Here is a 25,513-nt window from a genome sequence, read left to right on the forward strand (position 1 = left end):
AGAGGACCCTGCGGGGCTCAGCGCTTGCGCTTCTCCCGCACGCGCTGCTGGATCACGATGGGCGTGCCCACGAAGCCGTACTCCTCGCGGAGGCGACGCTCGATGTAGCGCTCGTACGACGCGTCGAGCTTGCCCGACGTGAAGAGGATGAACGTCGGGGGCGCGGTCGACGGCTGCGTGCCGAAGAGGACCTTGGGCTGCTTGCCGCCCCGCACCGGGTGCGGGTGCTCGGCGACGAGACGCCCGAGGAACGAGTTGAGCGCACCGGTGCCGACGCGCGTCTCCCAGCCCTCCAGGGCCCGGTCGAGAGCCGGGACGAGCCGGTCGATGTGCCAGCCGGTGCGTGCCGTGACGTTGATCCGCGGCGCCCACTGCACCTGGACGAGCTCGCGCTCGATCTCGCGCTCCAGGTAGTAGCGACGCTCCTCGTCGACCAGGTCCCACTTGTTGAAGGCGATGACGAGAGCGCGGCCGGCCTCGCGCACCGTCTGCACGATCCGCAGGTCCTGCTCGGAGATCGACTGGCCGCCGTCGATGACGAGCACGGCGACCTCGGCCCGGTCGATGGCGGTGGTGGTGCGCAGGGACGCGTAGTACTCGTGCCCCGACGCCTCCTTGACCCGCTTGCGGATGCCGGCGGTGTCGATGAAGCGCCAGGCGCGGCCGCCGAAGTCGATGAGCTCGTCGACCGGGTCGACCGTCGTGCCGGAGGCGTCGTCGACGACGACGCGGTTCTCGCCGGCGAGCTTGTTGAGGAGGGAGGACTTGCCCACGTTGGGCTTGCCGACGATCGCGATGCGCCGCGGGCCGCCCACCTCGGTGGGCTGGACCGGCGGCGGCTCGGGGAGCACCTCGAGGACGGCGTCGAGCAGGTCGCCCGACCCGCGGCCGTGGATCGCGGAGACCGGGTGGGGCTCGCCGAGGCCGAGGTTCCACAGGCCGTAGGTCTCGGACTCGGTGCGCTGGTCGTCGACCTTGTTCGCGGCGAGCACGACGGGCTTCTCGGCGCGGCGCAGCACCCGCACGACGGCCTCGTCGGCGTCGGTGATGCCGACCGTCGCGTCGACGACGAAGAGCACGGCGTCGGCGAGCGACACGGCGATCTCGGCCTGCTCGCGGATGCGCTCGGCCAGGCCCCGTGCGTCGGGGTCCCAGCCGCCGGTGTCGACGACCGTGAAGGCGCGGCCGTTCCACTCCGCGTCGTAGGAGACCCGGTCGCGCGTGACGCCCGGCCGATCCTCGACGACCGCCTCGCGGCGACCGATGATGCGGTTCACCAGGGTCGACTTGCCCACGTTGGGGCGGCCGACGATCGCGAGGACCGGCACGGGGGCGACGGGACCGTCCGGCTCGAACCCGTCGAACCCCTCGAGCTCCGCGAGCCCGGAGGCGTCGTCGGGGAGGGCGGGCTGGTCGTCGTGCTCGGTCATGGTGCTCCTGGTTCGAGGTGGACGAGCCCCGTGTACGGGTCCTCGTCGAGGTCGTCGGGCGCCAGCGGACCGGGCAGCTCGCGCCCGGTCGCCGCACGCGCGGCGTCGATCGTGCTCAACATGTGGCGTCGCAGCAACAACGAGGCCTCCTCCACCTGTTCCCGGGTGCGGGGCCACGGCTGCTGCGGCAGCCGCAGGGGCTCACCGTAGTAGAGATCCACCGTTCCACCACGTCGTGGCAGGTCGCTGCTGCGTCCGCCGGGCTCGCGCGAGCCGAGGATCGCGACCGGTACGACGGGGACCCCGGCCACGAGCGCCAGGTACGCCGCCCCGCGGTGGAACCGCGACAGGTCGCCCGGACCGCGACGTCCCTCGGGGAAGATGCCCACCGCGCCGCCGTGCGCCAGCACCCGCAGGCAGGCGCGGATCGCCGCCCGGTCGACGTGGAAGCGGTCGAGGGGCACCTGCCCGCACGTGCGGAGGAAGGCACCCAGCGGACCCGTGAACATCTCCGCCTTGGTGAGCGCGTGCACCGGCCGGGGGCTGAAGATGGCCAGCAGCGGGCCGTCGGCCACGCCGATGTGGTTCGCCGCGAGGAGCACCCCACCCCGCCGCGGCACGTTCTCCGGGTGGTGGACCCGCACGCCGAAGCGTCGCCGGATGAGGAACCGCGACGTGGGCCGTCCGCCGTGGAGCAGCCAGCGGCGGGGCAGCGGGACGGGCTGGGAGGGACCGGCCCTCACGACCGCGCCTCGACCACCCCGGGGGCACGCGCGCCCGCGGCGAGGGCCGCCACCTGCGTGACGACCTGCTCCAGCGTGTACGGCGTCGTGTCGATCTCGACCGCCCCGTCGGCCCGCACGAGCGGGGCCGTGGTGCGTCCCGCGTCGATCGCGTCGCGGGCGAGCAGCGACTGCTCGGTCGCCGCGACGTCCGACCCGCCCTCCTCCGCGGACCGCCGGGCGGCCCGGGCGGCCGGGTCGGCGGTCAGGTACACCTTCACCGGGGCGTCCGGCCAGACGACCGACCCGATGTCGCGGCCCTCGACGACGATGCCGCGACCCTCGGCGAGCGCCGCCGCGATGATGCTGCGCTGCAGCTCCAGCAGGCGGGCGCGCACGGCCGGGACGACGGCGACCGGGCTGACGGCGGCGTTGACCTCGTCGGTGCGGATCGGACCCGACACGTCCTCGCCGTCGACCACGATGGTGGGGGCGAGCGGGTCCGTGCCCGAGACGAGCTGCGGCTCGTGGGCACGCGCGGCGACCGCGTCGGCGTCGTGCACGTCCACCCCGGCCCGCAGCATCCACCAGGTCAGTGCGCGGAACTGCGCGCCGGTGTCGAGGTAGGCCAGGCCGAGCCGGTCGGCGACGCCCCGGCAGGTGCTCGACTTGCCCGATCCCGAGGTGCCGTCGACCGCGACCACGAGGGGCGCGGGGACGCTGTCGGGGAGGGCGGAGGTCGGCGTGGTCGGAGTGCTCACGGGCGAGCACCCTACCGGTGCGTGACCCAGCCCCGCTCCTCCAGCGACGTGAGGAGGTGCTCGGCACGGAGCTCCTCGACCACGAGCTCGACGAGGCCGACGGGGCGGCCCGGGTCGTGGTCGATGCGGATATCCTCGATGTTGACGCCGCTGGCGACCGCGTCGCCGAACAGGCGCGCCAGCTCGCCCTGGTGGTCGGGCACCGAGACCCACACCGAGCGCATCGGACGAGGCGGTCCGCCGTGCTTGGCCGGGATCGCCCGCGTGCCCCGCACCCCCCGCTGGAGGATCTCCTCGAGCCCGGCCCGGTCGCCGGCCGCGACGGTGGCGATGAGCACGTCGAGCTGTTGGCGCATCTCGCCGAGGAGCTCGACGACGGCCTCCGCGTTGCCCGCCACGATCTGTCCGTACAGGCCCGGCGCGCCGGCGGCGATGCGCGTCACGTCCCGCAGGCCCTGGCCCGACAGCGTGAGGTGCTGCTCGGGGGCGCCGTCGAGGAGCCCGGCGACGAGCCCGGAGGCCAGGTGGGGCACGTGCGACGTCCGGGCGACCGCCCGGTCGTGCTCGCCGGGGGTGAGCCACACCGGGGTCGCGCCGCAGAGGCGCACGACGGACTCGACGAGCTCGACCGCGCCGGGCTCGGCCTGCGGGTGGGGCGTGACGGCCCAGGGCCGACCCTCGAACAGGGAGGCCGAGGCGGCCAGCGGTCCGGAGCGCTCGCTGCCCGCCATGGGGTGCGAACCGACGTACCGCTCCACGTGCGCCGCGGCCGGCCCGGCCAGCACCTCGCGCAGCGGCGCCTCCTTGACCGAGCCGACGTCGGTGACGACCGCCCGCGGGTGGCGCAGCAGCGCCTCGGAGACCACCCGGCCGACCAGGTCCGGGGGCACGGCCACGACGACGAGCGCGACGTCGGCGTCGTCGGCCTCGGTGGCCGCCCGTCCCGCTCCGAGCCCGGAGGCGGTGCGGACGTTCTCGGGGACGCGGTCCCGCAGGAGCACGTCCTGGCCGACGGCGGCGAGGCCGAGGGCCACGGAGGTGCCGATCAGGCCGACGCCGACGACGAGGACCGGGCCCGGGACCGGGTCCCCCGCCCGGGGGTCACGGGGCTGCGGGTCTCGACCGGCGGGCTCATCGGGCACCGGGCGAGGATAGCGGCGCCGTACGCCGCGTCCGGGCCCGCCTCAGAGCTGCGCGCGGTCCAGCAGCGCGCCGAGCTCCTCGCGCGTGAGGTCCCGCAGCTCGCCGCCGCGGAGGCCGCGGAGCTCGACGGGGCCGATCTTGGTGCGCGTGAGCCGCCGCACCGGGTGGCCGACGTGCTGCAGCAGCCGACGGACGATGCGGTTGCGGCCCTCGTGGATGACGAGCTCGACGATGGTGCGACCCACCGCCCCGCCGGCGCCCTTCTCGACCACCTTCACGGAGCGGACCGTCACCGGGCCGTCGTCCAGGGTCACGCCGTCGCGCAGCTCCTGCAGGGTCTCCCGGCTGACCTGGCCGTCGACCTCCGCGACGTACGTCTTGTCCACCTCGAACGACGGGTGCGCCATGCGGTGCGCGAAGTCGCCGTCGTTGGTCAGCAGGATCAGGCCCGACGTGTCGGTGTCGAGCCGGCCGACGTGGAAGAGCCGCTCGGGCCGGTCGGCCACGAGGTCGCCCAGGTTCCGGCGTCCCTCGGGGTCGCTCATCGTCGACACCACGCCCAGCGGCTTGTTGAGCACGAGGTAGACGTGCGGCGAGATCGGCGGCAGCCGCTGGCCGTCGACCCGGATCACCGCCGTGCGGGGGTCGACCTTGGTGCCGAGGCGCGTGACGACCTCGCCGTCGACGGTGACGAGGCCGTCGAGCATGAGCTCCTCGCACTTGCGGCGCGAGGCCACGCCCGACTGGGCGAGCAGCTTCTGCAGGCGGATGAGGCCCTCGTCGTCGGTCTCGATGGTCATGCCGGGGGTTCCTCCATCTCGTCGAGCCCGGGCAGGTAGGGCGCCAGCTCGGGCAGGTCCTCAAGGCTCGTGATGCCGATGCGCTCGAGGAAGTAGGACGTCGTGCGGTAGAGGTGCGCCCCGGTCACCGGGTCCTGGCCCGACTCGGCCACCAGCCCGCGGGCGAGCAGGGTGCGCATGACGCCGTCCACGTTGACGCCCCGCACCGCCGAGATGCGGGCCCGCGACACCGGCTGCTGGTAGGCGACGATCGCCAGCGTCTCGAGGGCGGCCTGTGTCAGGCGCGACGACTGCCCGTCGAGCACGAAGCGCTCCACGACGGCCGCGTGGGCCTCCCGCGTGTAGTAGCGCCAGCCACCGGCGACGTTGCGCAGCTCGAAGCCGCGGCCGTCGGCGGCGTACTCCTCCTCCAGCGCACGCAGCGCCGCCTCCACCTCCGACGTGCCCCGCCCGACGGCCGCGGCCAGCACGACGGCGGGCAGGGGCTGGTCGGCGACCATGAGGAGCGCCTCGAGGCTGGGCCGCAGCTCCGCCGGAGGTACGACGACGGGCCCGTCCGTCCCGGTCGCTGCGCCGTCCTCGCTCATGCGTCCTCCTCCCGACCGAGGGCCGGACCCGCCGCAGCCACCGGGGCCGCGGGCGCGCCGTCGAACTCGTCCACCCCGTCGAGGACGTCGGCGTCCGCGTCGGCGTCCTCGCCGGTCCACCGCACGCTCAGCTCCCCCAGCGCGACGACCTGGTCGAAGGCGACGAGCCCCTCGCGGAACAGCTCGAGCAGCGCGAGGAAGCGCGCCACCGTCGTCAGTCGGTCGGGGGCGTCGGCCACGAGGGTGCGGAACGTCGCCGTGCCCTGGCGGCGCAGCATGGTGACCACGAGCGCCGCCTGCTCGCGCACGCTGACGGCGGGCGCGTGGATGTGGGTCAGGGACACCTCCGGCGCCGCCTTCGGTGCCATCGCCGCCGCGGCGAGCCGGGCGAACTCCTCCAGCCCGATCCCGATGAGCACCTCGGGCAGCAGGGTCGCGAAGCGCTCGTCGAGGCCGACCGCGCGGGGGTGCCGTCGGGACTCGTCCGCGAGCCGCCGCTCCAGCACGCCGGCGACCTGGCGGTAGGCCTTGTACTGCAGCAGCCGCGCGAACAGCAGGTCCCGCGCCTCGAGGAGGGCCAGGTCCTCCTCGTCCTCCACCTCGGCCGACGGCAGCAGCCGCGCCGCCTTGAGGTCGAGCAGGGTGGACGCGACGAGCAGGAAGGAGGTCGTCTGCTCGAGGTCCCACACCGGTCCCCCGGCCTTGACGTGCGCGATGAACTCGTCGGTGACCTGCGAGAGCGCGACCTCGGTGACGTCGAGCTTGTGCTTGGAGATGAGCGTGAGGAGCAGGTCGAACGGCCCCTCGAAGTTGTCGAGACGCACGGCGAAGGCCGACCCGCCGGCGACGGCCTCGGGCGCCGGCGCGGTCATCCCTCGCCGCTCAGCCGACGCGCGATCGCGGAGTCCGCGCCGTTCTCGTCGAGGTCCGCCAGCGCCAGCGCGACGGCCTCGCGCACGAGGCGTCCACGGTCGACCGCCGTCCCCAGCTCGGCGCGCAGGCGCAGCCGCGCGGCCTCCAGCTCGAGCAGCTCGGCCGACGTGACGTAGACCGTCATCTTCTCGTCGTGCTTCACCCGCCCGCTCGTACGCCGCGGAGCGGCCCCCGCGGACGGTGCAGCCGGGTCGGGCCGGGGCGCAGGCTGTGGGTCGGGCTGGGGCGCGGGCTGGGGCGCGGGCTGGGGCGCGGGCGCAGGCTCGGTCGTCGGCCGGAACAGGTCGTCCGCCGACGGCAGGCTCACGCGCCGGGCCACCGGGCCAGCACCTCCCGGGCGAGCTGGCGGTAGGAGTCGGCACCGGTCGACTTCGAGGCGTAGCTCGTGATCGGCTCACCCGCGACCGTGGAGTCGGAGAACTTCACCGTGCGACGGATGACCGTGTGGAACACGGTGTCGCCCCAGGCCTGCACGAGCCGCTCCATGACCTCGCGTCCGTGCAGGGTGCGGCCGTCGTACATCGTGCCGAGCACGCCGTCGATGACCAGGCGCGGGTTGAGCCGCTGCGCGACCTTGTCGATCGTCGTCTTCAGCAGGGCGACGCCGCGGAGCGCGAAGTACTCGCACTCCAGCGGCACGATGACGCCGTCAGCCGCGGTGAGCGCGTTGACGGTCAGCAGGCCGAGGGAGGGCTGGCAGTCGATGATGATGACGTCGTAGCGCTCCACCGCGGGCGCCAGCACGCGCGACAGCGTCTGCTCGCGGGCCACCTCGTGCACCAGCTGCACCTCGGCGGCGGACAGGTCGATGTTGGAGGGCAGCAGGTCCATCCCGGGCACGCCGGTCTCGACCACGACGTCGTCGATGGTGACGTCGGGCTCCATGAGCAGGTTGTAGACCGACAGCTCCATCTCGTGCGGGTTGAGGCCCAGGCCCACCGAGAGCGACCCCTGCGGGTCGAAGTCGACGAGCAGCACCGTGCGGCCCAGCTCCGCGAGCGCCGCCCCCAGGTTGATGGCCGTCGTCGTCTTGCCGACGCCGCCCTTCTGGTTGCACATCGCGACGACGCGGGCGTTGCCGTGGTGGGTCACCGGCGGCGGCTCCGGGAAGGACGGCATGGGGCGACCCGTCGGTCCCAGGTCGCCCACGGGGACGGTGGGCGTCACCGCCGGTGCGGTGTCGAACAGGGGGTCGGTCACGCGTTCCTCGGCTCCTCGGTGCAGCGCTCGTGAATGTCGACACGGCGACTCGGCGTACGCCGTGACTCTACAGCCGGCGGACCCCGGTGGTGAGCATCACCAGCTCGCCCCGGTCGTCGCAGGCGTCGAGGTCCACCAGGGCCTCGATCACCCAGTCGTGGTGGCCCTCGGGGTCGTCGAGCGTCTGCGTCACGCGCAGGCGGCGCACCTCGGGCGGCTCGCCGTCGCCCGGCCCGTCGGGCCAGCCGGGCGCGGGCCCGCGGTCCTCGACGACCGACAGCAGCGCCGGGCCCCGCGCGTCGGCCCCCGTGCGGAGCTCGTCGTGCTCGGCGAAGTAGTCCTCGATCGCGGCGTCCCACACCGAGCGGCCCACCTGCACCGCACGCGGCGGCTCGACCCGGTCGGCGGCGAGCCGCTCGGCACGCACCAGGCCGTCGAGGTCGTCGCGGGCGAACCGCTGGACCTGCGCGAACACGGCGTTGCGCACCATGACCCGGAAGGCCGGCTGCTGCGAGAGCAGTCGGCCGCCCCCGGGCACCGGCGAGCCGCCGGCGGCGCGCTCGGCCGCGGCGCGGCGTACGGCGTCGGGATCGTCCGCCGTGAGCGCCTCCCACTCGTCGACGAGGCTGGAGTCGGTCTGGCGCACCGTCTCCCCCAGCCACTCGACGATCTCGTCGAGCTCGGGCGTGCGGTGCCGCTCGGGCACGGTGTGGCGCAGCGTGCGGTAGGCGTCGGAGAGGTAGCGCAGCAGCACGCCCTCGGAGCGCGCGAGGCCGTAGCGGCTCACCATGTCGGTGAAGCCCATCGCCTGGGTGAACATCTCCCGCACGATCGACTTCGGCGCCAGCGCGTCCTCGGGCAGCCAGGGGTGGGCGACGCGGTAGGTCTCGTAGAGCGCCTCGAGCAGCTCGCGGAGCGGCTGCGGCCAGGTGATTTCTTCCAGGAGCGCCATGCGCTCGTCGTACTCGAGGCCGTCGGCCTTCATCTCCGCGACCGCCTCGCCGCGCAGCGTGAACTGCTGGGCGGAGAGCACCTGCCGCGGCGAGTCGAGCACGGCCTCGACGACGGAGAGCACGTCGAGCGTGTAGGTCTCCGACTCCGGGTCGAGCACGTCGAGGGCCGCCAGCGCGAAGTGCGCGAGCGGCTGGTTGAGCGCGAAGTCGGCGGGCAGGGCCTCGGTCAGCACGTAGCGGCGCCCGTGCTCGTCGGGCTCGTCCAGCCGTCGCACCACGCCCGAGGTGACGAGGCTGCGCATGAGGCGCAGGGCGCGGCGGGCCAGCTTGAGCTGGGTGCGGCGGTCCTCGTGGTTGTCGAGCAGGAGCGCCCGGAGCACCCCGAAGGCGTCCTCCTCGCGCGCCAGCACGGCGAGCAGCAGCGCGTTGGTGACGCGCATCCGGGGCACGAGCGGGTCGGGTGCGCCCGCCACCAGCTTGTCGTAGGTCTGCTCCGACCAGACGACGGCGCCCTCCGGCGGCTTCTTCAGCTGCGCCTTGCTCTTCTTCTTCGGGTTGGCGGCGTTCTTCGCCTCGGCCTTGGCCTTCGCCCGCTCGTTCTCGATGACGTGCTCGGGGGCCTGCACGACGACGTACCCCACCGTGTCGAACCCTGCCCGGCCCGCCCGGCCGGCGATCTGCAGGAACTCGCGGGTGCGCAGGATGCGCTGGCGCGACCCGTCGAACTTGGCGAGGCCCGTGAACAGCACCGTGCGGATCGGCACGTTGATGCCCACCCCCAGCGTGTCCGTGCCGCTGATGACCGCGAGGAGGCCCTCCTGCGCGAGCTGCTCCACGAGGCGGCGGTAGCGCGGCAGCATCCCCGCGTGGTGCACCCCGATCCCGGAGCGCAGGAGGCGCGACAGGGTCTTGCCGAAGCCGGCACCGAAGCGGAAGTCGCCGATGCGCTCGGCGATGCGCGCCTTCTGCTCCTTCCACGCCTCGTCCTTGCGGCCGGTGAGCGCGGTGAGACCGCCGGAGCCGAGCAGACCCGTCGCGTGCTCGACGGCGGCCGCCTGGGTGAAGTGCACGACGTACGCCGGCGTCTGCCGCGTCGTCACGAGCTCCTCGAGCGTCTCCGACAACGGGGTGAGCGACCACCGGAAGTCGAGCGGCACGGGCCGGGGCGCGTCGTCGACGAGGGCGGTCGGGCGGGACGTGCGTCGCGTCAGGTCGTCCCGCAGCCGCGTCGTGTCCCCGAGCGTCGCCGACATGAGCAGGAACTGCGCGTGCGGCAGGGTCAGCAGCGGCACCTGCCACGCCCAGCCGCGGTCCGGCTCGCCGTAGTAGTGGAACTCGTCCATGACCACGAGGCCCACGTCGGTGCGCTCGCCCTCGCGGAGCGCGAGGTTGGCGAGGATCTCGGCCGTGCAGCAGATGATGGGGGCGTCGGCGTTGACCGCCGCGTCGCCGGTCAGCATGCCGACGTTGTCGGCGCCGAACAGCGCGCACAGGTCGAAGAACTTCTCGCTGACCAGCGCCTTGATCGGAGCTGTGTAGAAGCTGACCCGGTCCTCGGCGAGCGCCGCCGTCACCGCCGCGGCCGCCACGAGGGACTTCCCCGACCCCGTCGGCGTCGCGAGCACGACGTTGGCGCCGCCCAGGAGCTCGATGACGGCCTCGTCCTGGTGCGGGTAGAGCGCGGTGCCCCGCGACGCGGCCCACGCCGCGAAGCCCTCGTAGAGCGCGTCGGGGTCCGCGCCGGCGTCCGCGACGACGAGGAGCGGGCCGGTGCCGGTCGCGACGTCCGCCGTCACCGGCCGGCCGCCCGGCTCTGCTCCGGCTGGTAGCGCTGCGTGGTCGCCGCCGAGGCGTGGCCGAGGAGCGCTTGCACCTCGCGCACGTCGACCCCCGCCTCGACGAGGTGGACGGCGAACGAGTGCCGCAGCGTGTGGGGCGAGACGTGCTCGGTCACGCCGGCGCGCTCCGCGGCACGCACGAGCACGGTCCAGGCGCTCTGGCGCGACAGCCGCCCGCCGCGGGCGTTGACGAAGACCGCCGTGACCTCGTGCGCCAGCGCGGGCCGCACCTCGGCCAGGTAGGACCGCAGGGTCGCGGTCGCCCACTCCGGCAGGGGTACGACGCGGTCCCGCCCACCCGGACCCCGCAGCCGCACGGTGCGGCCCTCCAGGTCGACGTCGGCGAGGTCGAGGCCGACCGCCTCGGAGATGCGGGCGCCGGTCGCGGCCAGCACCTCGAGCAGCGTGCGGTCACGCCGGGCCAGCGGCGTGCCGGGCGCGCCGGCGGCCGCGAGGACCGCCTCGACGTCGGCCACGGTGAGCGAGCGCGGCGCGCGCCGGGTCAGCACGGGGGCGCGCAGCGTGGCCGCCGGGTCGACGGCGGTGAGGCCCGCCCCGCAGGCCCAGCGGTGCAGCCCGCGCACGGCGACGAGCGTGCGCGCCACCGACGCCTCACCGAGCGCGGGGGCGTCGCCGTCACCGGCCTGGAGGGCCGGGACGAGACCGGCGAGCAGCACCGGCGTCACCGCGGCGAGGTCGCGGACCCCGTGGGCGTCGAGGAACGAGCGGTAGCGCCGGAGGTCGCGGCGGTAGGACGCCAGCGTGTTGCCCGCCGCCCCGCGGTCGGCGCGCAGGTGGTCGAGGTACGCCGCGACGGCGTCCGCCACGGCGTGCCCGGCGCCGAGGGCCGCCGGCGGGCCCGCGTCGACGGCCGTCAGGACGACTCCCCCGCCCCGCGCGCCCGCCGGGCGTGCAGCGTGAGCACCGCGATGACGACGGGGGCGTCGGTGATCCGCCCGTCCAGCACGCCGTCGAGGAGCTCCTCGAACGGCACCCAGAGGGACTCCATGTCCGCCTCCTCGTGCCGGAGCACGAAGTCGCCGCGGTCGGTCTCGGTGAGCCCCTCGGCGAGGAAGATCGCCGCCTTCTCGCTGCTGATGCCGGGCGAGGGGTAGGTCGTGACGAGGTGGGTCCACCGCTCGGCGACGAGCGCCCCCTCCTCGCGCAGCTCGCGCTGGGCGACGCTCAAGGCGTCCTCACCGGCGACGTCCAGCAGGCCCGCCGGGAGCTCGACGAACCGCATCTGCGCCGCGTGCCGGTACTGCCGCAGGCAGAACACCCGGTCCTCGGCGTCGAGCGCCAGGATCACCGCGGCGCCCGGGTGCTCGAGCACGATGCGGCGGAACGGCGCCTCGTCGTCCGCGCCGGGCCGCGCGACGCGGTCCGCCCGCAGGGCGACGACCCAGCCGTCGCGGTGCAGGTCCTCGGACGCCGTGACCGGCCAGGAGGCCGGCTCGTCGCGCAGCTCGGTCACGGCTCAGACCTCCTCGGTCGCGACCGCGGTGCCGCCGTGCGTCGCCTCGGCAGCCGCGCCGTCCTCGCGCAGCGGGATGAGCAGCTCGCGCTGGCGCACGAGCGCGGCCTCGACGAGGCCGGCGAACAGCGGGTGCGGTCGCGTCGGACGCGACTTCAGCTCCGGGTGCGCCTGGGTCGAGACGTAGTACGGGTGCACGTCGCGCGGCAGCTCCACGAACTCGACGAGCTCGTGGTCCGGCGACAGCCCGGAGAACACGAGGCCCGCCTGCTCGAGGCGCTCCCGGTAGGCGTTGTTGACCTCGTAGCGGTGCCGGTGCCGCTCGTGCACCTGCGCCGCGCCGTACACGCGCCGCACGGTGGAGCCCTCCGCCAGGTCGGCCGGGTAGAGCCCGAGACGCATGGTGCCGCCCAGGTCGCCCGCTCCCTCGACGTACGCCGCCTGCTCGGCCATCGTCGCGATCACCGGCTCCGGCGTCGCGGGGTCGAACTCGGTGGAGTCGGCCGCGGCGAGGCCGGCGACGTTGCGGGCGTACTCGATGACCATGGACTGCAGGCCGAGGCACAGGCCGAGCGTCGGGATGCGGTTGGTGCGCGCGTGGGTGAGCGCACCGAGCTTGCCCTCCAGGCCACGCACGCCGAAGCCGCCCGGGATGCAGACCGCGTCCACGTCCTGGAGGGCCCGTGCGGCACCCGCGGGCGTCGCGCACTCGTCGGAGGGCACCCACCGCAGGTGCACCTTCGTCGCGTGGGCGAACCCGCCGGCCCGGAGCGCCTCGGCCACCGAGAGGTAGGCGTCGGGCAGGTCGATGTACTTGCCCACGAGCGCGACGGTGACCTCGTCGGCCGGGTGGTGGACCCGGCGCAGCAGGTCGTCCCACGTCGTCCAGTCGACGTCGCGGAACGGCAGGTCGAGGCGGCGCACGATGTAGGCGTCGAGCCCCTCGCGGTGCAGCACCTTCGGGATGTCGTAGATCGACGGCGCGTCGGCCGCCGTCACGACCGCCTCCTCGTCGACGTCGCACATGAGCGCGATCTTGCTCTTGATCGACTGCGGCAGCTCGCGGTCGGCGCGGCACACGACCGCGTCGGGCTGGATGCCGATGGAGCGCAGGGCGGCGACCGAGTGCTGCGTCGGCTTGGTCTTCAGCTCGCCGGACGGCCCGATGTAGGGCACCAGCGAGACGTGGATGAAGAAGACGTTGCCGCGCCCGACCTCGTGACGCACCTGGCGGGCCGACTCGAGGAACGGCTGGGACTCGATGTCGCCGACCGTGCCGCCGATCTCGTGGATGACCACGTCGATGCCCTCGCCGCCCATGGCGAGCATGCGGTCCTTGATCTCGTTCGTGATGTGGGGGATCACCTGCACGGTGTCGCCCAGGTAGTCCCCGCGCCGCTCGCGCTGGATCACCGTCGAGTAGATCTGCCCCGTGGTGACGTTGGCGATCTGGTTGAGGTCGGTGTCGAGGAACCGCTCGTAGTGACCGATGTCGAGGTCGGTCTCCGCGCCGTCGTCGGTGACGAACACCTCACCGTGCTGGAAGGGGTTCATCGTGCCGGGGTCCACGTTGAGGTACGGGTCCAGCTTCTGCATCGTGACCGTGAGCCCGCGCGCCTTCAACAGGCTGCCGAGGCTGGAGGCGGTGAGCCCCTTGCCGAGCGAGGAGGCGACGCCCCCGGTGACGAATACGTGCTTCGTGGGGGTCGGGTTCTTCACGGGCTTCCACCCTACCGGAGAAATCGTCGTGGTCGGTCCAGGGCGCGGTCGGAGCGGTGCGTGTCGACCGCCCCGGGGAGGTCACTCGTCGTCGGCGTCGTCGCCCGCGGCGTCGCCCGACGCGCTCGCGGCGACGACCGGCACGGCACCGTCGTTGCCGAACGCACCCCACGCGCCCGCGACGCCGTCACGCACCGCGGCGAGGCCCAGCACCGCGCTGACCTGGCCGACCAGCGTCTCCCCGCCGTCGACGGTCGCGACGTCGCCGAGGTCCTCCGCGCGGAGCCGCGCCAGGTCGCCGTCGTCGCCCGAGTCGGTCGAGCCCACGACGACCTCGCCGAGGGCGGACGAGCCGAGTCCGCTGACGAGACCGGTCAGCAGCGCGGTCGCGGTCGCGTCGTCGCGCTCCTCCCCCATCACCACGACGAGGAAGGGCACGCGGCCGACGCGCTCGGTCGGCGCCGTGACGAGCTCGCCCGTCTCCATCACGTCGAGGATGGTGCCGGACTCCGTGTCCGCCGCCTCGCCCTCGGGCTGGGTGCTCACGACCGCCCGGCCGAGGAGCCGTCCGATGCGCTCGTGGGAGGGGAGGTCGCTCGGCACGGCGTCGCCGAGGTCGAGGTCCTCCGTCAGCTGCGTGGCGAGGGAGTCGACCATGCCCTGCTGGTCGGGGCTCGTCAGGTTGGTCCGCCCCTCGTAGCGACCCGCGATCTGCGCGCCGGCCGCCTCGAGCTGCGTGACGACACCGTCCGTGATCTCCGTGTCGGACCCGGCGAGGGAGAGCACGGCCACCTGCTGGCCGCTCAGGCGGTCGCCGTAGAGCGTCGAGGCCGACGCCTCGGCGAACTCGTCGCCGTACGCCGCGTGGGCGGAGGAGTCCGAGGTCTGCTGCGGGGCGGGCTCGTCGTCGTCGCGGCCCAGCTCGGAGAGCGGGCCGCCGCCGAGCACCACGCCGACGGCGAGAGCGGCGAAGACGGCGACGAGGGAGGCGACGTGGTGGCGGAACGAGATCACGGGAGGAGTCCTCGGAGGTAGTCGACGACGTCGCGGGACCAGGCGGCGATGTCCTCGCCCCACAGCTGGCCCGCCGGCGTCACGGCGATGGCGGCGACGAGCGCGACGAAGCCCGCGAGCACCAGCAGGAGCAGGTGCACGGGGCGCAGGCGCCCGGAGTACAGGGTCGGCACGGTCGAGGCGTCGACGAGGCGACGGCCGACCTTGAGCCGGGTCAGGTAGGTGCTGGCCAGGCCGGAGCGCTGGCGGTCGAGGAAGTCGGGCAGCGTCGCACCGACGCCGACACCGACGATCACCGACGCCTGCTCGCGGTCGGCGACGAGGAGCGCGACGTCCTCCGCCGTGGCCTGGGTCTGCACCTTGTCGGGGCGCACCCCGAGGCGGTCGAGCTGGGCGGTCGCCTCGCGGCTGATGCCCTCGGGCACGACGGCGATGACGTCGGTCGCGGCCTTCAGCGCCTTCGTCGAGGGGAGCGCCGAGTCGACACCGCTGCTCAGCACCACGACGTCGGCCGGGTGCCCCGCCTCGAGGAGGTCGTCGGCCGCGCGGTCCACCCCGATCACGACGGGACGCTGCTCGGCCATGAAACGGCGCAGATCGCCCAGCTCGGCGGCGGAGCTCTCCCCGCGCACGACGAGCACGACCGGACGGCCCTCGATGGCCGTCTCGATCTCGGGCACGCCCTGGCCGTGGAGCAGCAGGTCCTGCTCCCGGCGGAGGAACTCGCTGGCGTTGTGGGTGAACGTGTCCAGCTGGCTGGTCAAGCCCTCGCGGGCGCCGGCGAGCAGGCGCTGCACGAGCGCGCCGTCGACGGGGCGACCCTCGGCGAGCAGCGTGCCGTCCTTGTCGGCGGCGTGCACGGCACCCTCGTGGATGCGGACGTCCGCGCCGTCGCGGATGGCCGTCAGCGCCGTGTCGCCGAGCGAGTCGACGACGAGCACGTCGGCGTCGACGAGCAGCTGGGGGCCGCGGTTGGGGTAGCGCCCCGAGATCATGGGCTGCACGTTGAGGACCGCGGAGACGCCCGCGTCGAGGAGCGCCTGTGCGGTGCTCGTGTCCATGTCGACCAGGTCGACGCAGGCGACGTCGCCGCTGCGGATGCGGGGCAACAGGTTCGAGACCCGGCGACCGACACGGACGGTGCCGCGGTGGCCGGGAAGGACGTCGGTGGCGTCGGAGCGCGTGCGGAGTCTCATGGCCCGACCATGGTGACAGCGACGGAGCCCCGGATCGCGCATCCCGGCCCGGGCGCGTCGGGTGGCACCGGACACGAGGTCACGCCCGGCGTCCGGCCGGTCAGCCGGCGCGGGTGCGGGAGCGCGTGTGGGAGCGCTGCGACCGGCTCGCGGCGGCCGTCGCGAGGAGCTCGCGCGCGTGCGCGACCGCGGTGTCGGACGACTCCAGGCCGGCCAGCATCCGCGACAGCTCGTGCTCGCGAGCGGGGTCGTCGAGCACGTCGAGGCCCGAGCTGGTGACCGACCCGTCGCTCTCCTTGCGCACCACGACGTGGGTGTCGGCGTACGCCGCGACCTGCGGCAGGTGGGTGACCACCAGCACCTGCTTGTGGACGGCGAGCGCGGCCAGGCGGCGCCCGATCTCGATGCCCGCCTTGCCGCCGACCCCGGCGTCGACCTCGTCGAACACGAAGGTGGGCACGGGGCTGGTGGCGGCCAGGGAGACCTCGAGCGCCAGCATGACCCGGGAGAGCTCGCCGCCCGAGGCGCCCTTGGACAGGGGACGCGGCTCGCTGCCGGTGTTGGCGGCCAGCAGCATCTCCACCTCGTCGAGCCCGTGGGCCGCGAAGCGCAGCCGCCGCCCGTCGACCTCGAGCGGCTCGCGCTCGGCGTCGCCGTCGCCGTCGCCCGGCGCCACCTCGACCTGGCGCACCTCGATGCGGAACCGGGCGTGGGGCATGGCCAGGTGGGCCAGCTCCTCCTCGACCCGGGCGCCGAGGTCGGCCGCCGCTGCGGCCCGCGCGGCGCTCAGCGCCTGTCCCGCCGCGGCGAGGCGGGAGCGCAGCTCCGCCCGTCGGGCCTCCAGCTCGCCGACGCTGTCGTCGGCGAGGTCGATCTCGGCGAGCCGCCGCGCCGACCGCTCGCTCCAGGCCAGCACCTCGTCGATCGTCGCGCCGTACTTCCGCGTCAGCGCCGTCAGCGCCGCCCGCCGCTCCGAGACCGCGGCGAGCCGCTGCGGATCGGTGTCGACCCCGGAGGCGTACGACGCCACGTCCGCGGCCACGTCCGTCATGAGGTACCCCACCTCGGCGAGGCGCTGCGCGAGCGCCGCGATCGCCGGATCGTGCTCGACGACGCCGTCGAGCGCGTGCCGCGCCGCGGCGACGGCACCGAGCGCGTCGGGCGTGCCCTGCTCGCTGGAGAGCGCCTCGCGGGCGCGCTCCGCGGCGGTGCGCAGCTCGTCGGCGTACCCCAGCCGCGACTCCTCCGCCGCAAGCTCCTCGTCCTCGCCGGGCTGCGGCTCGACGGCCGCGATCTGCTCGAGCCCGAAGCGGAGGAGGTCCGCCTCCTGGGCGCGCTCCGCCGCGTGCGTGACGACGTCGGTCAGCTCGCGCTCCACCGCCACGAGGTCGTCGAAGACCGCCCGGTACGCCGCGGCCAGCGCCCCCACGTCGGCCGCGCCGAAGCGGTCGAGGGCCTCGCGCTGCGCCACCGGACGGAGCAGACGGTGCTGGTCGGACTGGCCGTGCACCGCCACCAGCGGTCCCGCCAGCTCGCCGAGCACCGCGACGGGCACCGACGCGCCGCCGGCGAACGCACGGCTGCGGCCCTCGGCGGCGATGTTGCGGGCCAGCACGACGCGGTCGTCCTCGGCGACGCCGCCGGCGTCCTCGACGGCCTCGGCGAAGCCACCGAGCCCGGACACGTCGACGACCCCCTCGACGCGCGCCGCCCGCGCCCCCGTGCGCACGGCGCCGGAGTCGGCGCGGCCGCCGAGGAGGAGGCCGAGGGCCGTGACGACCATGGTCTTGCCGGCGCCCGTCTCACCCGTGACGACCGTCAGGCCGGGACCCAGCTGCAGCGTCGAGGAGTCGATCACCCCGAGGGAGCTGATGCGGATCTCCTCAAGCACCACGACCTCCGTCCCGCGCCTCGCGCTCGTTGCGTCGTCGTTCCGCGGCCCCGCGCCAGCCCTCGACGGGCAGCCCGAACTTCGCCACCAGACGATCGGCGAAGGGCGCCGCGTGCAGCCGCACCAGCCGCACCGGCTGGTCCGAGCGGGTGACCTCGATCCGAGCACCCCGGGGCAGGTCCTCGGTGCGGCGCCCGTCGCACCAGAGCACGCCCGCCCCGACGCCCGGGGCGACGAGCTCGACGGCGAGGACCGAGGTCGGCGCCACCACCATCGGCCGCGCGAACAGCGCGTGGGCCGAGATCGGCACCATGAGCAGGGCCTCCACCTCGGGCCATACCACCGGTCCCCCGGCACTGAAGTTGTACGCCGTGGACCCCGTCGGTGTCGCCAGCACGACACCGTCGCACCCCCAGCGCGACAGCGGGCGGCCGTCGATCTCCACCACGACCTCGAGCATGCGCTCGCGCGAGGCCTTCTCGACCGAGGCCTCGTTCAGCGCGAAGGTGCGCGCGACGACCTCCTTGCCGTGGAACACCGTGACCGCGAGCGCCAGTCGCTCCTCGATCCCGTAGGCCCGCGCGAGGATCGCGTCGATCGTCGTGGCCACGGCGTCGGACTCGGCCTCGGCCAGGAACCCCACGTGCCCCAGGTTCACGCCGAGCAGCGGCGTGCCGGCCGCGCGCGTCCGCTCAGCGGCACGCAGGATCGTGCCGTCACCGCCGATGACGACGGCCAGCTCGAGCCCGAGGTCGGGCAGCTCGTGGTCCTCCGCGACGTGGACGGGTCCGGGCACGCTCGCGAGCTCCAGGTCGGGTGCCTCGTCCGCCGGCACGACGACGTCGAGGCCCCCGCGCGCGAGCTCCCGCACCATCTCCTCCGCGACCCCGCGCGCGTCCTCGCGGCCGGTGTGGGTCAGCACCAGCACCCGGCGACGCTCCTCCGTCACGGCGCGACCTCCGCACTCGGGTCGCCGCTGGGCCCGCGCTCCACCTCGGCCTCGATCTCGGCGACGCCGATGCACGCCGGCCCGTGCCGCAGCCACAGGAAGAACTCGACGTTGCCCGAGGGACCCGGGAGCGGGCTGGTGACGACGTCGACCGCGCCCCAGCCCCGGGACTCCGCGGCGGCGGCGACGGTCGCGACGGCCTCGGCCCGCAGCTCGAGCTCGCGCACGACACCGCCCTTGCCGACCCGCTCCTTGCCGACCTCGAACTGCGGCTTGACCATGAGGGCGAGGTCCCCGTGCGGGTCGGTCACCGCCACCAGCGCGTCGAGCACGAGGGTGAGGGAGATGAAGGACAGGTCGCCGACGACCACGTCGACGGGGCCCGCCGTGTGCTCGAGGGTGAGGTCACGGATGTTGGTGCGGTCCCGCACGAGCACCCGCGGGTCCTGGCGGATGCTCCACGCCAGCTGGCCGTAGCCCACGTCGACCGCGACCACCTCGGCCGCCCCCCGACGCAGCAGGACGTCGGTGAACCCGCCCGTGGACGCGCCGGCGTCCAGGCAACGGCGTCCCTCCACCGTGAGCCCGCCGCGCGCCGCGAAGGCGTCGAGCGCGCCGGCGAGCTTGTGCCCTCCGCGGGAGACGAAGTCGGGACGCTCGGGGTCGTCGCGCACCACGATGGCGACGTCGGTGGTCACCCCGGTCGCGGGCTTGGTGGCCACGGCGCCGGACACGCGGACCCGGCCCGCCGCGATGAGCTCGCTGGCGTGCTCACGGGAACGGGCGAGGTGGCGCCGCACGAGCTCGGCGTCGAGGCGCAGTCGTCGGGGAGGCACGCTCAGCCCGCCGTCGTGGCGTCGAGCACGCCCCGCAGGCCGAGGTGGACCCGCTCGAAGACGGCGACGTGGTCCGCAACGGGCGTGCCCGCGAGGCTCTCCAGCTCCCCGAGGAGGGCGTCCACGTCGTCGTGGCCGGTCGGTGTCGGCGCCACGGGTGCCGCGCGGTCGTCGAGATCGACGTCGGGCGCACCTGGGTTCTCCGGCATGCGTCCGAGGCTACCGGTCGGCGGTCCCCGGCGCGGACGGCGCCACCGGGCTGTGGACAGCGGTCGTGTCGGCGGCCGAGCCCGTCGCGTCGAGGTGCTGCCAGGAGGCCACCGCGACCGCCCGCCACCAGTCCGACGCTGAGCCGTCACCGTCGACGCCCAGCCGGCCGTCGCGCACCTCCGCGGTCCACCCCCCGGCCGCGGAACGGCCGGTCACGTCGCCGTCGGTCGCGCCGGGCACCACCTCCGGCTGCGGCTCGAGCAGGCCGCCGAGGTCCGCCGCGACGTAGGTCGGCCGCTCCTCGGGCGGGCACGCCGCCAGCTCGGCGGCACCGGTCACCCCGGTCATGACGAGCAGCGTCGGTACGCCGACGGCACGGCCCCCGACGATGTCGGTGTCGATCCGGTCGCCGACCATCAGGGTGCGCGTCGCGCCGCACCGGTCGGTGGTGGTGTCGAGCAGCGGACGCTCCGGCTTGCCCGCGACGGTGGGGGTCACCCCCGTGAACCGCTGCACCATGTCGACGAGCACCCCGTGCCCGGGCGCCACCCCCATCGGCGTCGGGATCGTGTGGTCGGTGTTCGACGCGACCCACGGCAGGCCGTCGCGGATCCGCACGCACGCCGCCATGATGTCCCGCCACAGCACGTCCGGGCCGTACCCGGTGACCGCGGCGACCGCCTCGTCCTCGACACCGACCGCCACGAGCTCCTCGGCCGCCAGGGCCTCGAGCAGGCCCTGCGCCCCCAGCGCCAGCACGCGCGCACCTGCGCCGTACCGCTCCCGGAGGACCCGTGCCGCCGCCTGCGCCGACGTCACGACGTCCGACTCCTCGGCCGGGACACCCACCTCCGCGAGGTGCTCGGCCACCGCGCTCGGGGGGCGCGAGGCGTTGTTGGTGACGAACGCGAGGCGGGCGCCCCGCTCGCGCGCACCGCCCAGGTACGCCGCGGCGCCCGGCACTCCCGCCCGCCCGACGTACACCACGCCGTCGAGGTCGAGCATGACCACGTCGTGCTCCTCCGCCAACGCACCAGAAGTCGACTCCAGCACCACGCACCCCTTCCGAGAGCCTTGCCGCTGCACCCTACGATGCGACAGTGGACCCAGCCGACGAGACCGCCGCCCACGCGGTCCGGGGGCCCTTCGAGCTCGCCCCCTTCGGGGCCACCCGCCTGTCGCCCGCACGGGTCGGCGACCCGGCGTCGGCCCGGCTCCTCGCACGACCCCACCGTGCCGTCACCGAGCGCATCCAGCGCTGGCGCCGCCTCGGCAACCTGACCCAGGACGAGGCGCCCGCGCTCTACGTCCACGAGTACAGCAGCCAGGGGCTCACCGTCCGCGCTCTCGTGGGGCTCGCGGACCTCGTGCCCGGTACCGGTACGCCGGCGATCCGCCCCCACGAGCACGTCGATCGCCACCAGGCGGTCGAGCTCGCCGGCCGCATGCGGGCGATGCGGGTCAATCCCGCTCCCCTGCTCCTCGTCCACCGCGGGACGACCGAGGCACGGGCCGCGATCGACAGCGCCTCTCCGGGGACGCCCGACACCGACTTCATCGACCGGGCCGGCCAGCGGCACCAGTACTGGCGCGTCACCGACCCCGACCTCCAGGCACACCTGGTCGAGACGCACCGTGCCGCCGAGCTGGTGGTCGCCGACGGCCACCACCGCCTGGCCGCCTACCAGCAGCTGCAGCGCAGCGAGCCCGGCACCGGCTGGGAGCGCGGCCTCGTCATGATCGTCGACCAGACCGCCACCCCCCTGTTCCTCGGCGCGATCCACCGGGTCGTGCGCGGCATCGACGCCGACGCGCTCGTCGACGTCGCCCGGAGCGTCCCCTCGGCACGGCTCCGGGACCTCACGGCCGACCAGCAGCTGCGCGCGCTCGGCCCGCAGACCATGGTGGTGACCGACGGGGACCGGTCGTGGGCCGTCGACGTCGACCCCGGCGTGCTCCCGGTCGAGGTGCTCCACCGCGACCTGCTGAGCGCCGTGCCCCAGCACGTCGTGGAGCACCACCACTCCGCCGAGAGCGCGCTGGCGCGCCTCGTCTCGCCGGCGCGCCAGGACGAACCGCGCCTCGTCGTCCTCGTCCCCACCGTCGGGTACGACGCGCTCGCCCGCACCGTCGCAGCGGGACGTCTCCTGCCGGAGAAGGCCACGTCCTTCCAGCCCAAGCCCAGCATCGGCGCCATGATGCGCGTGCTCTGACGCATCGCGTCTCGGCCGACCACGTGGCCGTTCCAGGTTGTTGCGCGTAGAAATGAAAGTAGGGGTTGTCGTGACCCGAAGGTCACGACAACCCCTACTAGAAGAAATGTCCGGCGGCGTCCTACTCTCCCACGACCTCTCGATCGCAGTACCATCGGCGCTGAAAGGCTTAACTTCCGGGTTCGGAATGGGACCGGGTGTTTCCCTCTCGCTATGACCGCCGTAACTCTATTGACTTGACACCCACCCGCCCACCACCAACAACCCCCAACAAGGGGCCGTCGATGGTTCGGATGTGCATGGTGTGTTGTCTCAGACACCAGACAGTGGACGCGAACACTCACAAAAAGTTTCTCAATAACGCTTCGGCAGCACACACAGATTCTGCATGTCCTCTTCACAACACCCCGAACGGGGTTTGTGTGGTGATGATGGCTTGTAAGACAAGCCCTCGGCCTATTAGTACCGGTCGGCTAGGCATCACTGCTGTACACCTCCGGCCTATCAACCCAGTCATCTACTGGGGGCCTTAACCCATCAAGTGGGTGGGAAACCTCATCTTGAAACGTGCTTCCCGCTTAGATGCATTCAGCGGTTATCACTCCCGAACGTAGCTAACCAGCCGTGCCCTTGGCAGAACAACTGGCACACCAGAGGTTCGTCCATCCCGGTCCTCTCGTACTAGGGACAGCCTTTCTCAAGTTTCCTACGCGCGCGGCGGATAGGGACCGAACTGTCTCACGACGTTCTAAACCCAGCTCGCGTGCCGCTTTAATGGGCGAACAGCCCAACCCTTGGGACCTACTCCAGCCCCAGGATGCGACGAGCCGACATCGAGGTGCCAAACCATCCCGTCGATATGGACTCTTGGGGAAGATCAGCCTGTTATCCCCGGGGTACCTTTTATCCGTTGAGCGACGCCGCTTCCACATGCCAGCGCCGGATCACTAGTTCCGACTTTCGTCCCTGCTCGACATGTCTGTCTCACAGTCAAGCTCCCTTGTGCACTTACACTCAACACCTGATTGCCAACCAGGCTGAGGGAACCTTTGAGCGCCTCCGTTACATTTTAGGAGGCAACCGCCCCAGTTAAACTACCCATCAGGCACTGTCCCTGATCCAGATAATGGACCTAGGTTAGACATCTAGTACGACCAGAGTGGTATTTCAACGATGACTCCACCCCAACTGGCGTCGAGGTTTCACAGTCTCCCACCTATCCTACACAAGCCGAACCAAACACCAATACCAAACTATAGTAAAGGTCCCGGGGTCTTTCCGTCCTGCCGCGCGTAACGAGCATCTTTACTCGTAGTGCAATTTCGCCGAGTCCACGGTTGAGACAGCGCCCAAGTCGTTACTCCATTCGTGCAGGTCGGAACTTACCCGACAAGGAATTTCGCTACCTTAGGATGGTTATAGTTACCACCGCCGTTTACTGGGGCTTAAGTTCTCAGCTTCGACACCGAAGTGTCTAACCGGTCCCCTTAACCTTCCAGCACCGGGCAGGAGTCAGTCCGTATACATCGTCTTACAACTTCGCACGGACCTGTGTTTTTAATAAACAGTCGCTTGGGCCTGGTCTCTGCGGCCATCACCGCTACCACCAGCAAGTGGTGTCACGGATCCGGCCCCCCTTCTCCCGAAGTTACGGGGGCATTTTGCCGAGTTCCTTAACCATGGTTCGCTCGATCGCCTTGGTATTCTCTACCTGATCACCTGAGTCGGTTTGGGGTACGGGCGGCTCGTAACTCGCTAGAGGTTTTTCTCGACAGCATAGGATCATCGGCTTCCCCCATACGGGGTCCCCATCAAGTCTCAGGATCGTGATCAAACACAACCACCCGGATTTGCCTAAGTGGTTCCCTACACTCTTAGCCACGGAACAACCATCGCCGTGGTCCGACTACCTTCCTGCGTCACCCCATCACTTGACTAATACCAGCTCGGGTCCCGCGCTACGCCCGCGCGCCTCACCCCGAAGGGATCAGTCACACGGGTTTCGGACGGTTAGCATCACCAGGTTCGTCATGGGCGCTACTTCGCCGGTACGGGAATATCAACCCGTTGTCCATCGACTACGCCTGTCGGCCTCGCCTTAGGTCCCGACTTACCCAGGGCAGATTAGCTTGACCCTGGAACCCTTGATCATTCGGCGCACGTGTTTCTCACACGTGATTCGCTACTCATGCCTGCATTCTCACTCGTGTCGCATCCACGGCTGGATCACTCCGCCGCTTCACCCGCGACACGACGCTCCCCTACCCATCCACACACCCGTTAAGGCTCCTCACTCAAGAGGATGTGAATGCCATAGCTTCGGCGGATGACTTGAGCCCCGCTACATTGTCGGCGCGGAATCACTTGACCAGTGAGCTATTACGCACTCTTTCAAGGGTGGCTGCTTCCAAGCCAACCTCCTGGTTGTCACTGCGACTCCACATCCTTTTCCACTTAGTCACCGCTTAGGGGCCTTAGCTGATGGTCTGGGCTGTTTCCCTCTCGACTACGGAGCTTATCCCCCGCAGTCTCACTGCTACGCTCTCACGCCACGGCATTCGGAGTTTGGTTAACGTCAGTAACCTGGTCGGGCCCATCGGCTATCCAGTGCTCTACCTCCGAGGCGAAACACGTAACGCTGCACCTAAATGCATTTCGGGGAGAACCAGCTATCACGGAGTTTGATTGGCCTTTCACCCCTATCCACAGGTCATCCCCTCCATTTTCAACTGAAGTGGGTTCGGTCCTCCACGCAGTCTTACCCACGCTTCAACCTGCCCATGGATAGATCACTCCGCTTCGGGTCTTGATCGTGCTACTAAGTAGCCCTATTCGGACTCGCTTTCGCTACGGCTTCCCCACACGGGTTAACCTCGCAACACAACGCAAACTCGCAGGCTCATTCTTCAAAAGGCACGCTATCACCCCGACAAGTCAAGGCTCTAACGGATTGTAGGCACACGGTTTCAGGTACTATTTCACTCCCCGCCAGGGGTACTTTTCATCTTTCCCTCACGGTACTTGTCCGCTATCGGTCACCGAGGAGTATTTAGGCTTAACGGGTGGTCCCGCCAGATTCACACGGAATTTCAGGGGTTCCGTGTTACTTGGGAATACGTCCACACAGCCAGAGCTTTACGTCTACGGGGCTATCACCCTCTACGGCCCCACTTTCCAATGGGCTTCGACTTCGACTCTGGTTTCTTACTGTGCGACCGGCCGGCAGACCGATCAAAACGCACCCCACAACCCCACATACGCAACCCCTGCCGGGTATCACACGTACATGGTTTAGCCTCTTCCGCTTTCGCTCGCCACTACTCACGGAATCACTGTTGTTTTCTCTTCCTACCGGTACTGAGATGTTTCACTTCCCGGTGTTCCCTCCACACACCCTATATATTCAGGTGCAGGTAACTGGACATGACTCCAGCTGGGTTTCCCCATTCGGACATCCCCGGATCAACGCTCGGTTGCCAACTCCCCAGGGCTTATCGCAGGCTCCAACGTCCTTCATCGGCTCTCGGTGCCAAGACATCCACCATGTGCCCTTAATAGCTTGTCAAACAAACCACAACACAACACAACCCCCAATCAAAGGGCATATGCTGCGAAAAGAAACGCTGCAAAATCTATCGCAAACT

General features: G+C 71.9%; 20 protein-coding genes, 2 rRNA genes and 1 pseudogene. 1 reads left to right on the top strand and 22 read right to left on the bottom strand.

Annotation, left to right across the window (positions count from 1 at the left end; translation table 11 throughout):
* Nucleotides 1-17 precede the first annotated feature (17 nt).
* The 20 genes from der to PIR53_07295 all read right to left on the bottom strand — a co-directional run bounded on the left by der (nucleotide 18) and on the right by PIR53_07295 (nucleotide 20,709).
* Nucleotides 18-1,430: a ribosome biogenesis GTPase Der gene (der, locus tag PIR53_07200; protein ID WZH53774.1), complete on the bottom strand. Its 1,413-nt coding sequence runs from the start codon at nucleotides 1,428-1,430 to the stop codon at nucleotides 18-20.
* Nucleotides 1,427-2,173, bottom strand: coding sequence for a lysophospholipid acyltransferase family protein (locus tag PIR53_07205; protein ID WZH53775.1), 747 nt, complete (start codon nucleotides 2,171-2,173; stop codon nucleotides 1,427-1,429). Before PIR53_07205 ends, der begins: the two co-directional genes overlap by 4 nt.
* Nucleotides 2,170-2,913 (bottom strand): (d)CMP kinase, encoded by a 744-nt coding sequence (gene cmk, locus PIR53_07210; GenBank protein WZH53776.1) that lies wholly within the window; start codon nucleotides 2,911-2,913, stop codon nucleotides 2,170-2,172. The genes PIR53_07205 and cmk overlap by 4 nt, the downstream gene beginning before the upstream one ends.
* 11 nt (nucleotides 2,914-2,924) lie before the next feature.
* Nucleotides 2,925-4,055, bottom strand: a complete 1,131-nt coding sequence (locus tag PIR53_07215) for a prephenate dehydrogenase (GenBank protein ID WZH53777.1) — start codon at nucleotides 4,053-4,055, stop codon at nucleotides 2,925-2,927.
* A 42-nt stretch (nucleotides 4,056-4,097) separates the two neighbouring features.
* A complete protein-coding gene (locus tag PIR53_07220) occupies nucleotides 4,098-4,856 on the bottom strand; it encodes a pseudouridine synthase (GenBank protein WZH53778.1) in 759 nt (252 codons plus the stop codon).
* Nucleotides 4,853-5,443 carry an SMC-Scp complex subunit ScpB gene (gene scpB, locus PIR53_07225; GenBank protein ID WZH53779.1) on the bottom strand — a complete coding sequence of 197 codons (591 nt, stop codon included), beginning with the start codon at nucleotides 5,441-5,443 and terminating at the stop codon, nucleotides 4,853-4,855. Before scpB ends, PIR53_07220 begins: the two co-directional genes overlap by 4 nt.
* A complete protein-coding gene (locus PIR53_07230) occupies nucleotides 5,440-6,315 on the bottom strand; it encodes a segregation/condensation protein A (GenBank protein WZH53780.1) in 876 nt (291 codons plus the stop codon). Before PIR53_07230 ends, scpB begins: the two co-directional genes overlap by 4 nt.
* Entirely contained in the window at nucleotides 6,312-6,518 is a 207-nt protein-coding gene (locus PIR53_07235; GenBank protein WZH53781.1) for a hypothetical protein, read from the bottom strand. Before PIR53_07235 ends, PIR53_07230 begins: the two co-directional genes overlap by 4 nt.
* A gap of 161 nt (nucleotides 6,519-6,679) precedes the next feature.
* A complete protein-coding gene (locus PIR53_07240; protein WZH54416.1) occupies nucleotides 6,680-7,495 on the bottom strand; it encodes a ParA family protein in 816 nt (271 codons plus the stop codon).
* Between the two features lie 148 nt (nucleotides 7,496-7,643).
* Nucleotides 7,644-10,325 carry a DUF3516 domain-containing protein gene (locus PIR53_07245; GenBank protein WZH53782.1) on the bottom strand — a complete coding sequence of 894 codons (2,682 nt, stop codon included), beginning with the start codon at nucleotides 10,323-10,325 and terminating at the stop codon, nucleotides 7,644-7,646.
* Nucleotides 10,322-11,194 (bottom strand): tyrosine recombinase, encoded by an 873-nt coding sequence (locus tag PIR53_07250; GenBank protein ID WZH53783.1) that lies wholly within the window; start codon nucleotides 11,192-11,194, stop codon nucleotides 10,322-10,324. Before PIR53_07250 ends, PIR53_07245 begins: the two co-directional genes overlap by 4 nt.
* 47 nt (nucleotides 11,195-11,241) lie before the next feature.
* The gene (locus tag PIR53_07255; protein ID WZH53784.1) at nucleotides 11,242-11,841 is read right to left on the bottom strand and encodes an NUDIX hydrolase; all 600 of its coding nucleotides are present in this window, start codon (nucleotides 11,839-11,841) and stop codon (nucleotides 11,242-11,244) included.
* A 3-nt stretch (nucleotides 11,842-11,844) separates the two neighbouring features.
* The gene (locus tag PIR53_07260; GenBank protein WZH53785.1) at nucleotides 11,845-13,560 is read right to left on the bottom strand and encodes a CTP synthase; all 1,716 of its coding nucleotides are present in this window, start codon (nucleotides 13,558-13,560) and stop codon (nucleotides 11,845-11,847) included.
* Between the two features lie 81 nt (nucleotides 13,561-13,641).
* Nucleotides 13,642-14,574 carry a copper transporter gene (locus PIR53_07265; GenBank protein WZH53786.1) on the bottom strand — a complete coding sequence of 311 codons (933 nt, stop codon included), beginning with the start codon at nucleotides 14,572-14,574 and terminating at the stop codon, nucleotides 13,642-13,644.
* Nucleotides 14,571-15,770, bottom strand: coding sequence for a putative cytokinetic ring protein SteA (steA, locus tag PIR53_07270; GenBank protein ID WZH53787.1), 1,200 nt, complete (start codon nucleotides 15,768-15,770; stop codon nucleotides 14,571-14,573). The genes PIR53_07265 and steA overlap by 4 nt, the downstream gene beginning before the upstream one ends.
* 100 nt (nucleotides 15,771-15,870) lie before the next feature.
* Nucleotides 15,871-17,661, bottom strand: a complete 1,791-nt coding sequence (gene recN / locus PIR53_07275; protein WZH53788.1) for a DNA repair protein RecN — start codon at nucleotides 17,659-17,661, stop codon at nucleotides 15,871-15,873.
* Nucleotides 17,654-18,610: an NAD kinase gene (locus PIR53_07280; protein ID WZH53789.1), complete on the bottom strand. Its 957-nt coding sequence runs from the start codon at nucleotides 18,608-18,610 to the stop codon at nucleotides 17,654-17,656. The genes recN and PIR53_07280 overlap by 8 nt, the downstream gene beginning before the upstream one ends.
* Nucleotides 18,607-19,446 carry a TlyA family RNA methyltransferase gene (locus tag PIR53_07285; GenBank protein ID WZH53790.1) on the bottom strand — a complete coding sequence of 280 codons (840 nt, stop codon included), beginning with the start codon at nucleotides 19,444-19,446 and terminating at the stop codon, nucleotides 18,607-18,609. The genes PIR53_07280 and PIR53_07285 overlap by 4 nt, the downstream gene beginning before the upstream one ends.
* A 2-nt stretch (nucleotides 19,447-19,448) precedes the next feature.
* Entirely contained in the window at nucleotides 19,449-19,655 is a 207-nt protein-coding gene (locus tag PIR53_07290; GenBank protein WZH53791.1) for a hypothetical protein, read from the bottom strand.
* 10 nt (nucleotides 19,656-19,665) lie between these two features.
* Nucleotides 19,666-20,709, bottom strand: coding sequence for an HAD-IIA family hydrolase (locus PIR53_07295; GenBank protein ID WZH53792.1), 1,044 nt, complete (start codon nucleotides 20,707-20,709; stop codon nucleotides 19,666-19,668).
* A 14-nt stretch (nucleotides 20,710-20,723) separates the two neighbouring features.
* On the opposite strand from PIR53_07295, the pseudogene PIR53_07300 reads away from it, so the two are divergent.
* A pseudogene (locus PIR53_07300) lies at nucleotides 20,724-21,869 on the top strand (DUF1015 family protein).
* Between the two features lie 108 nt (nucleotides 21,870-21,977).
* Here the strand turns inward: PIR53_07300 and rrf are convergent.
* Both rrf and PIR53_07310 read right to left on the bottom strand, forming a co-directional pair.
* Nucleotides 21,978-22,094, bottom strand: a 5S ribosomal RNA gene (gene rrf, locus PIR53_07305).
* 214 nt (nucleotides 22,095-22,308) lie between these two features.
* Nucleotides 22,309-25,434, bottom strand: a 23S ribosomal RNA gene (locus PIR53_07310).
* Nucleotides 25,435-25,513 lie beyond the last annotated feature (79 nt).

It is taken from the genome of Nocardioides alkalitolerans, assembly GCA_038184435.1.
Lineage (GTDB): Bacteria > Actinomycetota > Actinomycetes > Propionibacteriales > Nocardioidaceae > Nocardioides > Nocardioides alkalitolerans_A.